The sequence below is a fragment of the Alcanivorax profundi genome (assembly GCF_003597125.1).
GTDB classification, from domain to species: domain Bacteria; phylum Pseudomonadota; class Gammaproteobacteria; order Pseudomonadales; family Alcanivoracaceae; genus Alcanivorax; species Alcanivorax profundi.
Genome location: NZ_QYYA01000003.1, coordinates 611,574 through 625,029 on the forward strand (window position 1 = coordinate 611,574; position 13,456 = coordinate 625,029).

Annotated in this window: 14 protein-coding genes; 5 read left to right on the plus strand and 9 right to left on the minus strand. The window is 59.9% G+C overall.

Translation table 11 applies throughout. The features are described 5' to 3' along the window. Window positions 1-87: 87 nt before the first annotated feature. Genes D4A39_RS12630 through arsC form a run of 9 tightly spaced genes read right to left on the minus strand, consistent with a single transcriptional unit; the run spans window position 88 to window position 8,145 of the window. Window positions 88-1,395 carry a DUF58 domain-containing protein gene (locus D4A39_RS12630; RefSeq protein WP_119918228.1) on the minus strand — a complete coding sequence of 436 codons (1,308 nt, stop codon included), beginning with the start codon at window positions 1,393-1,395 and terminating at the stop codon, window positions 88-90. After that, window positions 1,392-2,363 carry an AAA family ATPase gene (locus D4A39_RS12635; RefSeq protein WP_102791465.1) on the minus strand — a complete coding sequence of 324 codons (972 nt, stop codon included), beginning with the start codon at window positions 2,361-2,363 and terminating at the stop codon, window positions 1,392-1,394. The genes D4A39_RS12630 and D4A39_RS12635 overlap by 4 nt, the downstream gene beginning before the upstream one ends. Then, window positions 2,360-3,670 (minus strand): DUF4350 domain-containing protein, encoded by a 1,311-nt coding sequence (locus tag D4A39_RS12640; RefSeq protein WP_119918229.1) that lies wholly within the window; start codon window positions 3,668-3,670, stop codon window positions 2,360-2,362. Before D4A39_RS12640 ends, D4A39_RS12635 begins: the two co-directional genes overlap by 4 nt. Further along, on the minus strand, window positions 3,663-5,174 hold the full coding sequence (locus D4A39_RS12645; RefSeq protein WP_119918230.1) for a DUF4129 domain-containing protein: 1,512 nt from the start codon (window positions 5,172-5,174) through the stop codon (window positions 3,663-3,665). The genes D4A39_RS12640 and D4A39_RS12645 overlap by 8 nt, the downstream gene beginning before the upstream one ends. After that, window positions 5,155-6,141 carry a stage II sporulation protein M gene (locus D4A39_RS12650; protein ID WP_022986698.1) on the minus strand — a complete coding sequence of 329 codons (987 nt, stop codon included), beginning with the start codon at window positions 6,139-6,141 and terminating at the stop codon, window positions 5,155-5,157. Before D4A39_RS12650 ends, D4A39_RS12645 begins: the two co-directional genes overlap by 20 nt. Further along, window positions 6,138-6,818 carry an RDD family protein gene (locus D4A39_RS12655; protein ID WP_119918231.1) on the minus strand — a complete coding sequence of 227 codons (681 nt, stop codon included), beginning with the start codon at window positions 6,816-6,818 and terminating at the stop codon, window positions 6,138-6,140. Before D4A39_RS12655 ends, D4A39_RS12650 begins: the two co-directional genes overlap by 4 nt. Further along, a complete protein-coding gene (locus D4A39_RS12660) occupies window positions 6,808-7,176 on the minus strand; it encodes a DUF2069 domain-containing protein (RefSeq protein WP_119918232.1) in 369 nt (122 codons plus the stop codon). Before D4A39_RS12660 ends, D4A39_RS12655 begins: the two co-directional genes overlap by 11 nt. Next, window positions 7,176-7,772: an NAD(P)H:quinone oxidoreductase gene (gene wrbA, locus D4A39_RS12665; protein ID WP_022986695.1), complete on the minus strand. Its 597-nt coding sequence runs from the start codon at window positions 7,770-7,772 to the stop codon at window positions 7,176-7,178. Before wrbA ends, D4A39_RS12660 begins: the two co-directional genes overlap by 1 nt. Before the next feature lie 16 nt (window positions 7,773-7,788). Beyond that, window positions 7,789-8,145, minus strand: coding sequence for an arsenate reductase (glutaredoxin) (arsC, locus tag D4A39_RS12670; protein WP_022986694.1), 357 nt, complete (start codon window positions 8,143-8,145; stop codon window positions 7,789-7,791). A gap of 77 nt (window positions 8,146-8,222) precedes the next feature. On the opposite strand from arsC, the gene D4A39_RS12675 reads away from it, so the two are divergent. From D4A39_RS12675 to D4A39_RS12700, 5 genes are all read left to right on the plus strand, one after another. Next, the gene (locus tag D4A39_RS12675; protein WP_022986693.1) at window positions 8,223-9,518 is read left to right on the plus strand and encodes a YihY family inner membrane protein; all 1,296 of its coding nucleotides are present in this window, start codon (window positions 8,223-8,225) and stop codon (window positions 9,516-9,518) included. Continuing rightward, on the plus strand, window positions 9,511-9,777 hold the full coding sequence (locus D4A39_RS12680; RefSeq protein ID WP_022986692.1) for an acylphosphatase: 267 nt from the start codon (window positions 9,511-9,513) through the stop codon (window positions 9,775-9,777). Before D4A39_RS12675 ends, D4A39_RS12680 begins: the two co-directional genes overlap by 8 nt. Next, on the plus strand, window positions 9,774-10,658 hold the full coding sequence (locus tag D4A39_RS12685; RefSeq protein ID WP_022986691.1) for an alpha/beta fold hydrolase: 885 nt from the start codon (window positions 9,774-9,776) through the stop codon (window positions 10,656-10,658). The genes D4A39_RS12680 and D4A39_RS12685 overlap by 4 nt, the downstream gene beginning before the upstream one ends. A gap of 86 nt (window positions 10,659-10,744) precedes the next feature. Next, window positions 10,745-12,253 (plus strand): fumarate hydratase, encoded by a 1,509-nt coding sequence (locus D4A39_RS12690; protein ID WP_022986690.1) that lies wholly within the window; start codon window positions 10,745-10,747, stop codon window positions 12,251-12,253. 960 nt (window positions 12,254-13,213) lie between these two features. Next, on the plus strand, window positions 13,214-13,456 hold a 243-nt coding region (locus tag D4A39_RS12700), incomplete at its 3' end, for a hypothetical protein (RefSeq protein ID WP_147393916.1).

Sequence of the window (13,456 nt, forward strand, 5' to 3'; positions counted from 1 at the left end):
CCCTTGTGCCATCACCTTAACATAGGGGTGGCCCCTGTGTTGAGGCGGTGGCTTGATGTGGTTCTCGGCAGGACGCCAGCGGCGGGTTTACAACCGGCCGCTGCGTTTGAGCATCAGATACAGCTGATTGAGCTGGGTTGGCATCTGCTGTGGGGTTGTTGACGTCACCAGCGCCCCGGCGTGACGCAGGCGGGTGTGCAGCTGCTGGCGGGCCTGCTGCTCCTGGGCATCCGCGCACACCTGCAGGGCTTCGTCAAAGTCGCCGGGGCGGCGACGCGACAGAGCTTGCTGTTCCGGCAACAGCATGTCGGCGACGAGTACCAGATGATGCCGTCGTAACAGGCTGACGGCGGTCATCAGGTCATCGCGGTCTTCCTGTTGCAGGCGGGTAATCAGTACCACCAGGGCCCTGCGCCGGGTGTGTCGCACCAGTTGGCGGGCCGCCAGACTGAAATCACTGGCATGGTGACTGGGGTGCAGGTCATACAGCCCATTGAGCAAATGGTTGATCCCTTGCTGACCCTGAACTGGTGGTAGCCAGCGCGGCTGGTCGCCGGAGAACAGCATGGCGCCGGCCTTGTCCTTTTGCTTGAGGGCGCTGAAGGCAAGCAGCAGGGCGGCGTTAAGGGCATGGTCGAAGCCGGTCAATTCACCCACCGGCATGGCCAGGCGTCGGCCACCGTCGAGCATCAACAATACCTGCTGATTCTGTTCGTCCTGATATTCGCGGCTGATCAGGCTGCGGCGCCGGGCGGTCGCTTTCCAGTCGATCTGCCGCAGGCTGTCGCCGGGGTGATACTCGCGCAGCTGGTGAAACTCCATGCCTTCCCCACGGCGGGGCTTGAGCCGGGTGCCGGTGAGCAGAAAGGCATGGCTGGCATCCAGCGTGCCCTGGCCAAGGCGCGAGAAGTCCGGGTAAACCGGCACGGTGCAGGCCGCCGGAGACACCTTGCGGCCTCGCCACAGGCCAAGGGCGCTGGGCACCCAGAATTCCAGGTCGCCGAATTCCGCGGGGCCGCGTCGAGCGGGTCGGTAGCTGTAGCTCAGCTCGGTAATTTCTTCCTCGGCCGGCGAGATCAGGCAGGGCAGGCCGGTGTCCGGGTCGTCGCCGGGGTGATGATCCGCCAGCAGGGTGCCGTGTCGCAGGGAGGCGCTTGTCAGGCGAACCCGGACGGTGTGAGGTTGTTGCACCGACAGCGCGCTGGGCAGACGGCGCTCGGCCAGGGGGGCGGGCATGCGCCGCAGTCGCCAGCCATCCAGTCCTGCCACAATCAGCACCACGGCACCCAACGCCCACCACAGTGCCCGCAGCGTTTGTGCGTCGAACAACAGCAGTGGCAAGGCCAGAGCCGCCCAAATGGCGATCATGGCCAGCAGCCGACGATCGGGTTTCATTGGCGTGGCGCTTCCACCTGGTCGAGCAGGCGCGACAGTACGGATTCGGGGGTCTGGCCTTCGATTTCGGCATCGGCACTGAGTTGAATGCGGTGACGCAGTACCGGGCGGGCGACTTGCTGGATGTCGTCCGGGGTCACAAAGTCTCGGCCTTCAAACAGGGCGTGCACCCGGGCGGCCCGGGCCACAGCGATACTGGCCCGGGGGCTGGCGCCGTGGCTCAGACCGGCAAAATCGCGGGTGGTGCGGACAATCCGCAGCGCGTAATCGAGAACCTGCTCATCAATCAGGATGCCGTCACTGAGCTGGCGCATGGCCAGAAGGCCGGGGCCATCGGTGACCGGGGACAGGGAGTCCACATCGAGGCTGGCGCGAATGGTGCCGTCGAGCACCATGTTCACCAGGCGAGTCTCGTCGTGGTGGGCAGGGTAATCAATCATGACCTTAAACAGAAACCGGTCCAGTTCCGCTTCTGGCAGTGGGTAGGTCCCTTCCTGGTCCAGCGGGTTCTGGGTGGCCAGTACCATATAGGGTTCCTGCAGGCTGAAGGCCTTGCCTTCAATAGTGATCTGCCGCTCCTGCATCACCTCCAGCAATGCCGCCTGGGTCTTGGCCGGGGCGCGGTTGATCTCGTCGGCCAGCAATAACTGGGTAAAGGCCGGGCCGCGACGGATGCGAAATTGCTCGGTCTTCTGGTCATACATGGCATGGCCGGTGACATCGGTGGGCATCAGGTCCGGGGTGAACTGAATGCGGTTGAAGTCCAGTTCCAGCACCTTGGCCAGGCTGCGTACCAGCAGGGTTTTGCCGAGCCCCGGCACGCCCTCGATCAGGACATGGCCACCGCCGATCAGGGCAATCAGCACTTCGCGGACCACTTGCTGCTGGCCAATCAGCACCTGATTGAGGCGCTGTTCAATGCCTTGCGCAAGCTGGGTGGCATCGGCAAGCGTGGAAGGGGATGTCATGACAAGCTCCTTATTGTCTGGAGTAGCTGTACGGTTTGCAGCAGGTGTTCGCGGCTTTCCGGCTCGCCATACAAGGCGAGGCGTATCTGTTCTGCTCGGGTGTCCAGCCGCCGGCCGGCCAGGGCAAAAGCGGTGTCCGGGTCTGGATGCAAGCGGTTGAGCACGCTGCCGGCCTGCTTGCGCAGGTCTCGCAGCAACGCGGCGTGTTGTCGGGTGCGCCACTGGAAGTAGCCGCTGGCATGCAGGTGCTGCAGATAATCGTGATGGTCACCGTCGTTGGCGGGATGCAGGGGGCCTTGACGGGGAATCCGGTACCACAGCCACAGTCCCAACAGGATTGCCAGGGCACTGATCAGCTCGGGGGCGCGGCGCCACAGCCACTGCACCAGGGGTGGCATTTCTACTGAACGCACAAACCAGACCGGGCTATCCCCGGTGAGCCAGCCAAGCAACCAGGCGTGGTCGAAATAGAGCAAGTGATCGTTGTCCCACAGGCTCAAATCGGAAAGCACCGTGATCTGGCCGTCGCCAAGGGAAAGCTGAATCAACTGGCTGCCATGCTCGTTATCCGCCCAGCCGGTCACTTCCGTGGGCCACTGGCGGTGCGGGGCGATATCGTCTTCCTCATCCCAGCTGTCATGCCAGAGAACATGGTCGCTATAGAGTTGGATGTAGCGGTCGCGTTCACTGCCTTCACCGTGCAATAGCAGGGGTTCGGGTTGTTCCGGGGCATCACAAAACAGAGAGACACAGCTTTCACGCAGGTCGTCGTTATCGCTGTCCATGCAGTAGCGTAGTGGATCGCCGGCAAACAGCGGCATGGTGGCCAAAACGGCAATCAGGGGGTCTTCTTCCAGTTCCTGAAATTCATCCTCGTCTTCGAGGCGCCAGACGGTGATGCCCAATGGGTACAACAGAGGATCATTGTCTTGCCATTGCTGCTCGCTGGCGCTGGCCTCATCGCGGTTTTCCGGCAGGGGGCGCGCTGCGACGATCAGCTCACCGCCGGTTTCGACCCACTCCAGTAACTGGCTGACCTGGCTGTCGGTCATCAGGCCGCGGCGCTTGTCAAACACCAGCACCCGGGTGTTGTCGGGCAGGGGAAAAAGGGCGGCGGCGCTGAGGATGCGTTCGCTGGGTTGCTGGCGCTGCTCTAGCCAGGCTTGTGCGGCATGATAGGGGTTGCGCAGAACCGTGCTGTCCAGTGGCATGCGGTGCACCGCGGTCACCGGTTCGGTGAGGGCGTAATACCCGCCCACCATGGCGGCGATGACGCTCGCAATGACGACCGGTAGCCACTTACCCATGGGCGGTCTCCGCTTGACCCAGCGATTGCCAACGGCTCAGCAATGCCTTGACCTCGGCGGCCTGCACCGGACGGTGGGCCCAGGCAGTGCGCACCCAGGCATTGATCAGGTCGCCAAGAAACTGAAGTGCGGGAGTGCTGCCGTGATGCTGGCGCAGGGTCCGCAGGCAGTGCTGTTCGGTACTGCCTGCCGCCAGGGGGACCGGGTAGCGCTGCAGCAAGGTGGCGAGGCTGGCGCGAAGCAGCAGCGAGAGTGCGCCGCGAATATCCTCTGCTTGCAGGCAAGCATTCACCGCACTGGCGATATCGTCAGGCAGGCTCTGGCGACGGATATCCAGCCCCGCCACATGCGTGGGGATCGCGTTCTGCGGCTGGCGACCCGGAAGCCGGAAGCCCATCTGATTGACCACCTTCAATAGCAGCCAGACCACGACGCCTGCAAAGACTGCCCACACGATGCCCCATAACAAGCCGGACGGAATACTGAACGGCTTGTCGGTGCTGGCCCGTGATTCGCTGTTGGTCAGCCATTCGAACAGCTTTTTCCAGAGTGTTTCCCAGATACTGCTGTCTTCGCTGTCTTCGTCCTGATCCTTCCATTCCCGGTAAGTGAAAGTGTCGAAGGGCATGTAATCTTCGCCGGCGAGCAGTTCGATGACCTGCTGCTGCTCATCCTTGGTGTCAGCGGGCAGTGTTGCCTGTGCCTGTGCCGGTGGCGTCGGCAACAGCAGGGCGCCGACCAGCAGGGCGAGGGCGGCGCTGGTGCCGGCCCGCGCCTTGCCGATGCGGGTCAGGCCCAGCTGCAGGTCCCAGCCTTCAAGCCAGGTGCGTTTGTTCAGGTAAAGCGAAAAGCCGCAGGCCACATACAATGGCTCGGTGATGCACATGGCCAGATACAAACAGACCGAAGCCATCAGGCTTTGCAGATTACTTTCCTCGAAGAACCAGTCGCTCAGCTCCAGATTCAACTGCCAGGGCACCAGCATGTACACCAGCGCCATGAGTGCAAACGACATGAACTGTTCCAGGTGAATCATGACCACCGTCATCAACCAGGAACGGTTGGAGGGCGCGCGGTGCAGTACCTGCAAGCGTTGGTTCAGTTGCTGGCCGCGGGCTCCTTCCAATTGCCACACCGGGGTATTGAAACTGCGTGACGGGCTGAAGCGGCGCCAGGTGAGCTGGGCAAACAGGCCTGGCAGGGCATAGCGCGGCCAGCGGCGAAACAGTTGCCGAAGGCTAAGCTCTTCAGCAAACAGGGCATGGCTGTACCAGGCCAGCAATGGCCGTTCCCACAGGGGTTTTAGCCACCAGAACAGCAGCAACGGCCACCAGGCTTCCTGCGACGTGGCAAGCCATAGCAGCAGGCCGTAGGGAATCAGGGTGAAGGCCAGCCAGGTGCGTATCACCGGCCAGGCCCAGCGACGGAACAGGCGGGTGCCGAGATCCACTGCCTGCCAGGGGCTGCGTGGTGCGAGCCGGGCGCTAGCGTTTTCGAGATCCATCCCGTCCCCCGAAAATCAGATAAAGATACAGCAGCCCCCAGCACGCGGCCCCAACCGCGTACTTCACCATCGGCTCGAACTCCCGTGGTGACCAGAATGCTTCAATAAAGGCGGCCAGCAGTAGCAGGGTAAAGACCCCGTACATGGTCGGTAAGGCATCACGGGCGGCCAGTCGCAGGGCATCCAGCCGGGTATAGGCGCCGGGTGCAATGATGGCCCAACCCAGCCTCAGGCCGGCGCCGCCAGCCAGCACAATGGCGGTCAGTTCCGGCGCGCCATGGGCAATCACAAAGGTGAAGAAAGGCTGGTCGCCCCCGACATTAATCAGGTGTGCGGCAATGGCGCCAAAAAAACTGCCGTTGAACAGCATTACCACAATGGCGCCAACACCGAGCAGCAGGCCACCGGCAAAGGTGCGGAAGGCGATACCGATATTGTTCTTGATGTAGAAGCCGAACATCACCACATCGTCTTCGCCGGTGCGGCCTTCATGGACGTTTACGTCACTGCCTTCCGGCTGGTACATCATCTCGATGTCTGCCAGGGAGCTTTCGTCCAGCACGGTGTAGACCATGTCCGGTTGTTGCTGCACCAGCCACCAGGCCAGGGCAATAGACAGGACAAAGCTGAGCGCGCTGATCAGGTGCCACTGCCATTGCCGGCGAACGGCCTGGGGGAAGCCATGGGCGAAGAACTGGCCAATGCGTTCTGCCAGCGGCGGGTTGTAACGATACAGCTGACGGTGGGCGCGCAGCACCAGGTTATTCAGATACTGTTGCAGCTCCAGGCTGTAGCTGCGTTCACGAGCCAGGGCCAGTTGATGGCAAAGTTGGCGGTAGTCGCCCACAAAGTGATCCAGCGGCAAGGCCTTACGGCGGCTGACGCGCACCGCTTCCAGCTGGGTGAGCTGTTGTTCCAGTGATTCCCAGCCCGGCCGATACTGTTGCTCGAAGCGGATTTGTTTCACCGCGCTCCCTCCATCAGAAAGCGGGTCACGGCCTGCAGTTTCTTCAACGCCAGCGGTGGGCTCAATTCCGGATAGGCAAGCTGCGCCAGTTCCTGCTGGCGTGCTTCGGAAAACTGCTCATGGCGTTCCTGAAAGGCCAGTAAAGCCAGCTGGTCGTCCCGATTGAGTGACCAGTCTGGTGCTTCGTTATAGCCTTGTTCGTTCTTGCTGGACGTGGCGGGGTTTTCCACATGTATGACCAGGGTGTTGGCCGCCATATCGCCAAGGCGCTGAAAGCGCGGGCTGATCAGCGTGCTGACAAAACCGAGCAGGTAAAACAGTGGAAAGGCATCGGCGGTACGCAGCAGGTTGCGGATCAGGCTGCCGTTAAAGCTCAACGGGCTGCCATTGCTGTGCACCACGGCGATTCCCATCCACTTCTTGCCGGGTGTCTGGCCATGACGAAGGGCTTCAAACAGGGTCGGGTAAAACCATTCCAGCAGGAACAGGGTGATCAGCATCAGCCCGGTACCCGCTTTGCCTGCCAGGCTCAATAACAAAGCGACAATGGCAAAGATCAGCAACCGCAATAGCAGATCAATGCCGTAGGCCATGGCACGGGTGACGGGCCCGGCTAATGACAAGGTCAGCAGCGCCCCTTCCGGCGTTTCAATTTCCAGCCGGTCGTCAATCCGCATGCGGTTCCTGCGGTTGGGCGGCTTTTTGCTGGCCAACGCGAATCTGCATGGCTGCCAGCACAAACAGCATCACCGTGAGGGTGGTCTTGGCGATGGCGAGGGTGCGCACCGGCGGCGGATCGAGTAGCTGTATCGCGTAACCACAAAAATAGAACAACAGGACAAAGCACAGCCAGGTGGCCTGACGTTTGTTGCCATCTATCACTGCCGGCAGCATCACGATCAAGGGGGTATAAAGCACCGCCGCGATGATCAGGGTAGAGACCAAATGGGTGTCCGGCGGCGCCAGGCTGAACAAACCGGTGATTCCCACCAGCAGTAACAGCGCATAGGTGATGCGCAGAAGAAGCAGAATCATTAACGGGCCTTCAATTGTTTTGCCAGTTCGCCCAGACGTTTGCCCAGGGTTCTGGCCACGGAAATTTCATGATCGGTCAGGGTCGGATCGCTGTGGGTTCCGGAAACATGGGTCGGGCCGTAGGGGGTGCCCCCCGTGGTGGTCTCGACCAGGGCGGTTTCCGAGTAGGGCACCCCGGTAATGACCATGCCGTGGTGGAGCAGGGGCGTCATCATCGAGAGCAGGGTGCTTTCCTGTCCACCGTGCAGACTGCTGGTGGCGCTGAATACGCCAGCGGGTTTGCCGATCAGCGCGCCTTTCATCCACAGTTCACTGGTCTGGTCGATGAAATATTTCATCGGCGCGGCCATATTGCCAAAACGGGTGGGGGAGCCAAGCGCGAGCCCGGCACAGCCGCTCAGGTCGTCCAGGGTGCAATAGGGGGCGCCGCTCTCCGGTACCGGGGCGGCGGTGCTTTCATGGTCGGCGCTGATGGCGGGTACAGTGCGCAGACGCGCTTCCAGCCCTGTTCCCTCGATACCACGAGCGACTTGCCTGGCCAGATTGGCCACGCTGCCGTTGCGGCTGTAGTAAAGCACCAGTACATAATCCGTCATGCCATCGGCCTAGTTGTTATGATTTCAGCAGGTCCAGCACATTTTCCGGCGGCCGTCCCAGTACCGCCTTGTTGCCCTTTACGACGATAGGGCGCTCGATCAGCTTGGGGTATTGAACCATGGCGGCAATGACATCGTCATCGCTGCTGTCTTTGCTCAGCCCCGCGCTTTTGTAATCGGCTTCCTTGTTGCGTACCAGATCGTGGGCTCGGTTCAGCCCCAATTGTTCGACCAGTGTTGTCAGGGTGCTCGCATCCGGGGTGTCGTCCAGATACTTTACTATGGTGGGCGCAACGCCGTTGTCTTCCAGCAGGGCCAGGGTCTGGCGAGACTTGGAACAGCGCGGGTTATGATAAATCGTGTAATCCGTCATGGCTTTGCATATTCAGTGAATTCGCCGGTCATTGTAAGCTGCCGGCCACCCGTGGCAAGGAGAAGGACGCCATTTCTATGCCGGAACCGATGGAAAAGGATGATGAGCTGATCCCGGTGCGGGCGCGATACGATTCCATTCGCGCCTTTGCCGGTTTGCTGATGCGTCAGTTCAATGAAGACGGCTGTCGTCAGAGTGCTGCCGCGCTGACCTATACCACCCTGTTTGCCATTGTGCCGGTGATGACGGTGAGCTTTGCGGTATTGGCATCGGTGCCGGCCCTGAAAGACAAAGGCGCCCAATTCCAGCAGTGGGCATTCAATTATTTTGTTCCTTCCGCGGGCAACATGATGCTGGATCATCTTCAGTCGTTTGCCCGGCAGGCCTCCAATCTCACCGGGCTGGGGATTGTATTTTTGGTGGTGACCTCGGTGCTGATGCTGCACACCATCGAGCAGACCCTGAATCGCATCTGGAAGGTGCGGGGCGGGCGCAAGGGGCTGACCAGTCTGTTGATGTACTGGGCGGTGCTGTCGTTGGGCCCCATCTGTCTTGGGGCGGGGCTCGCCATCTCGTCCTACCTGACATCGCAGGCGATCTTCAACGAGACCCTGACCTTTCTTGGTGGTGCACGCTTCTGGCTGACGCTGCTGCCGTTTCTGTTCACCACCATCATGCTGACCCTGCTGTATACCGTGGTGCCCAATACCAGTATCCCGTTTCGGCAGGGGGTGCTGGGGGCTGCAGTCGCGGCACTGTTGTTTGAGCTGGCTAAAGGGGGCTTTACCTTCTTCATCAAGCAGGCACCCAGCTACCAGGTGGTGTACGGGGCGTTTGCGGCGGTGCCGGTGTTCCTGTTGTGGATCTACATTTCCTGGATGATCGTGCTCGGCGGGGCGGAACTGGTGCGGGCGCTGGTGGTATTTCATGAATATCGCAGCAAGGTGCCCCGTATGCATGCCCTGATGCGCCTGTTGCATGTGTTCTGGGAGCGTCAGCAGCACGGTAAACTGCTGAGTAGTCGGGAAGTGCGCAGGGTGATGCGCCAATCCGGGATCTCGCAATGGGATGAATTCCGCAATTTGTTGCTGGATGCCCGTCTGATCCGCCGCACTGAAGAGGGCGGTTATGTATTGTCACGGGACTTGCGTAATCTGACCCTGGGGCAGCTGGTGTCCATGCTGCCCTGGCCGGCCCATACCCAGTTGCGGGTGCGCCATCAGGAGCAGATTACCCCCTGGGAGCAGCAGCTCAAAAGCCGCATGGATTCAGCCCGGCAGGAGATGATGGCGCCCCTGGATGTCTCACTGGATGCGTTGTTTCGTGACGAAAAGGCTGTCGGCAATGATCAGCGGGAGAGCTCGAATGAATAAACACGTACTGGTATCCGGCGTCGTCCAGGGAGTAGGCTACCGCGCCTGGACCCAGCGTGAAGCCGGTCGACGGGGCCTGGTCGGTTGGGTTCGTAATCTCGCCGATGGCCGTGTGGAAGCTTTGCTGCAAGGGGATGAGGATACCGTCGCCGATATGCTCGATGCCCTGCACCAGGGCCCCGCCATGGCACAGGTGACCGCAGTGGATGTGCAGGCGAGTGATGCGCCACTGTCCAATCATTTTGAGGTACGCGGATGAAACAGGTAGAGCTGGTCAATGGAGACCTGCGTTTTCCCGCCCTGATGGCCGGCGAAGGGGAGCCGGTCATCCTGTTGCACGGTTTTCCGGACACCTATGAAAACTGGGCCGTGCAGATCAATGCCATTGCCGAGGCTGGCTATACCGCCATCGCGCCGGCATTGCGGGGCTATGCGCCCAGTTGCCAGCCCGGTAATGGGGATTATTCCCTGTATGCCGCGGTAGACGATCTGATGGTCTTTGCCGCCCAGCTGGGCGGCCGGGTGCATTTGATCGGTCACGACTGGGGCGCGGCGGTGGGCTACCTGGCCTGTGCCCAGGCCCCGGAGACCTTCTGCTCGTTCAGTGCCCTTGCAATTCCGCCGCTGCGCCGCCTTCCCCAGGCGCTGATCAAGGTGCCCGAGCAGGTATTGCTGAGTGGTTACATGCAGTTCTTTCAGCTGCCCATCGCCCCGGAACGCTGGCTGAAACGGGGGGATCTGTCCGGGGTGGAAAGCCTCTGGCAGCGCTGGTCCCCGGATTGGGATCCGGCCATGTATCTGGATAACGCCAAACACACTCTCGCCGAACCCGGCGTGATCCCTGCCGCACTGGCCTGGTACCGCTCGCTGTTCAAGGTCTGGAAGAAAGAACACCGCAAGGCGCGGGCCTGGCTGGGCCGTGACATTGCCACCCCGACACAGATCCTGATCGGGGAAAACGATGGTTGCATGAGCCCAAGGCTGTTGGAGCACACCCTGGTGGAAAGTGACTTCACCGCCGGGGTCGAGCTGCAAACCCTTGCCGGGGCAGGGCATTTTCTGCATCTGGAAAAGCCCGAAGAGGTCAACCGGCACCTCATCCGGTTGCTCAAATCCACCGAATGTGACTGTTCCCTGTAACGAACAGGGCAAAAGCGGGTTTTCTCCTTCTGTGGGGGCTGGGCTATACTACCGCCCCCAAATTCAGTCCCAGCAGGAGTTCCCCCATGACGGTGATTCGCCAGGATGACCTGATCCAGAGCGTCGCAGATGCCTTGCAGTACATCTCTTACTATCATCCGGTGGATTTCATCCGCGCGGTGAAAGAAGCCTACGAAAAGGAAGAGAGCAAGGCCGCCAAGGACGCCATGGCGCAGATCCTGATCAACTCCCGCATGGCTGCCATGGGCCGTCGCCCCATCTGTCAGGACACCGGCATCGTCACCGTGTTTGCCAAAGTGGGCATGAACGTGACTTTCGAAGGCGACATGAGCCTCGATGACATGATCAACGAAGGGGTACGCCGCGCCTACAACCACCCGGACAACGTCCTGCGTGCCTCGGTGCTGGCGGACCCGGATGGCAAGCGCGCCAACACCAAAGACAACACCCCTGCGGTCATCAACTACTCCATCGTGCCCGGCGATACCCTGGAAATCGACGTGGCAGCGAAAGGCGGTGGCTCTGAAGCCAAATCCAAGTTCGCCATGCTCAACCCGTCCGATTCCGTGGTGGACTGGGTGCTGGAACAGATTCCGAAAATGGGCGCTGGCTGGTGTCCGCCGGGCATGCTGGGCATCGGCATCGGCGGTACCGCCGAAAAAGCCATGCTGATCGCCAAAGAAGCCCTGATGGACCCCATCGACATTCACGAGCTGCAGGCCCGTGGCCCACAGACCCGTTCCGAAGAACTGCGTCTGGAACTGTTTGAAAAAGTGAATGCCCTTGGTGTTGGCGCCCAGGGCCTGGGTGGCCTGACCACCGTGCTGGACGTGAAAGTGGTGGATTACCCCACCCACGCCGCCAACAAACCGGTCGCGCTGATCCCCAACTGTGCCGCCACCCGCCACGCCCACTTTATTCTCGATGGCACCGGCCCGGCTGACCTGAAAGCCCCGGACCTGGAAGAATGGCCCGACATTGCCTGGGGCAACGACGAAGGTGCCAAGCGCGTTAACCTGGACACCATCACCCCGGAAGAAGTGCAAACCTGGCAGCCCGGCGATACCCTGCTGTTGTCCGGCAAGTTGCTCACCGGCCGTGACGCGGCCCACAAGCGCATGGTCGACATGATTTCCAAAGGCGAAAAACTGCCGGTGGACTTCACCAACCGCTTTATCTACTACGTAGGGCCGGTCGATCCGGTGCGCGAAGAAGTGGTCGGCCCGGCAGGCCCCACCACTGCCACCCGCATGGACAAGTTCACTCGCACCATGCTGGAAGAAACCGGCCTGATCGGCATGGTGGGTAAAGCCGAGCGTGGTGATGCGGCCATCGAAGCCATCAAGGACAACAAGGCCGTGTACCTCATGGCCGTCGGCGGCGCTGCCTACCTGGTTTCCAAAGCCATCCGCAAATCCCGCGTGGCGGCCTTTGAAGACCTGGGCATGGAAGCCATCTACGAATTCGAAGTGGAAGACATGCCCGTCACCGTGGCTGTGGATTCCGAAGGCGAATCCGTACACAAAACCGGCCCGGTCATCTGGAAAAAGAAGATCGCCGAAAAGAGCGCGTAGTACGGACTACCGCTCGACGAAAAAGCCGCGCACCGCGCGGCTTTTTTATAACGAAATCCCCCAGTCGAACTCGCCTCCGTAGGAGCCATGCTCGCATGGCGATCCCGAGCCAAAGCGAGGCAAAAAACACCCCAAGGCTTTCCCTTCCCCCTCACACAACCCCTCTGTTTTCACCCGCATGCAAGTTGAACTTGTAGGATATGGCTTACATAAATTTGTAAGTGATTGAGATAAAGTGGTTTTTCAGAAAAGCGGATGCAAGAAAAGTCCGAGTAAAAATTCCCGTTCAACATGCAAGTGCAAGAAAAGTCTGTTGAGATTGATTCCTGGATGAGGGTTAAGTCACTGATTGGTAGATGGTTTGGTGTGATTCTTGGCTGGGGGCGTATCCGAGATATACAGCAAAGTGTTATATCGCATCTGCGATTGAATAAACTGTTAACTGAATCATGAATCCAAACGATTGGAAGCAAAACGGAAGGGTGTCGATTTGGAGCTACGAAGGAAAGCCTCGTAACTATCCGGGCTGGCATTTGAATTGTGATGAGGCTGGGGCGATGTCATTGATGCGTCTTGTTGCGTCCCTTGCAAATTCTCCAGAGCTAGCGAAAAGAACGGTTTCGGTTACTAGGCCGGTACAGGCGCAGCTTGCAGTTCCAAATTGTTCAGCTAAGCCAAGGGTTCCCGAGAAGCTAGTCTTAGAGGTATCGTCTAAGTGGTTCATAAGCGAGGCCAAAGATAAGATTGTGCTAGGTTTTCCCGCAGAAATGGCCATAGAGCTAGAAAATGGGCTTCGGTCTCTCTCGCAAGGAGATGGAGATTACTATATTGGCGAAAAAGGGAGTGAGCTGTGGTTCTGGTGGTAGCAGTTAACAAGTGGCGGCAGCCGGACCAAATTTCCGCTCGTTCCTCACTCCAATTTGCCCGCTGCGCCGGGCGTTATACATAGGGGCCTGCATCATGATCGGTGTTATCTGCAAGGCACAAGAAGGAATGGAAGGCCTGGCTAAGGACTGGGTTCCGGAAGCGTTCTCAGAGTTTGAGCTGAAAACGGGATTCTATAATGTCTTGGGGTGTGAACTTAAGGAAGAGAGCTTCAACTATGAAGCCGGCGATATATTGATTCACTTCACCCTAGAGGGGCTTCCTGCGCCACAGGCTATATCATTCAGTTGTGCCCGCTCACCGGAGAACCAAAAGCTA

What these genes read in the sequence shown, in the direction of transcription:
- D4A39_RS12630 (WP_119918228.1), bottom strand. Translation starts at nt 1,395, where the DNA reads ATGAAACCCGATCGTCGGCTGCTGGCCATGATCGCCATTTGGGCGGCT.
- D4A39_RS12635 (WP_102791465.1), bottom strand. Translation starts at nt 2,363, where the DNA reads ATGACATCCCCTTCCACGCTTGCCGATGCCACCCAGCTTGCGCAAGGC.
- D4A39_RS12640 (WP_119918229.1), bottom strand. Translation starts at nt 3,670, where the DNA reads ATGGGTAAGTGGCTACCGGTCGTCATTGCGAGCGTCATCGCCGCCATG.
- D4A39_RS12645 (WP_119918230.1), bottom strand. Translation starts at nt 5,174, where the DNA reads ATGGATCTCGAAAACGCTAGCGCCCGGCTCGCACCACGCAGCCCCTGG.
- D4A39_RS12655 (WP_119918231.1), bottom strand. Translation starts at nt 6,818, where the DNA reads ATGCGGATTGACGACCGGCTGGAAATTGAAACGCCGGAAGGGGCGCTG.
- D4A39_RS12660 (WP_119918232.1), bottom strand. Translation starts at nt 7,176, where the DNA reads ATGATTCTGCTTCTTCTGCGCATCACCTATGCGCTGTTACTGCTGGTG.
- wrbA (WP_022986695.1), bottom strand. Translation starts at nt 7,772, where the DNA reads ATGACGGATTATGTACTGGTGCTTTACTACAGCCGCAACGGCAGCGTG.
- arsC (WP_022986694.1), bottom strand. Translation starts at nt 8,145, where the DNA reads ATGACGGATTACACGATTTATCATAACCCGCGCTGTTCCAAGTCTCGC.
- D4A39_RS12675 (WP_022986693.1), top strand. Translation starts at nt 8,223, where the DNA reads ATGCCGGAACCGATGGAAAAGGATGATGAGCTGATCCCGGTGCGGGCG.
- D4A39_RS12680 (WP_022986692.1), top strand. Translation starts at nt 9,511, where the DNA reads ATGAATAAACACGTACTGGTATCCGGCGTCGTCCAGGGAGTAGGCTAC.
- D4A39_RS12685 (WP_022986691.1), top strand. Translation starts at nt 9,774, where the DNA reads ATGAAACAGGTAGAGCTGGTCAATGGAGACCTGCGTTTTCCCGCCCTG.
- D4A39_RS12690 (WP_022986690.1), top strand. Translation starts at nt 10,745, where the DNA reads ATGACGGTGATTCGCCAGGATGACCTGATCCAGAGCGTCGCAGATGCC.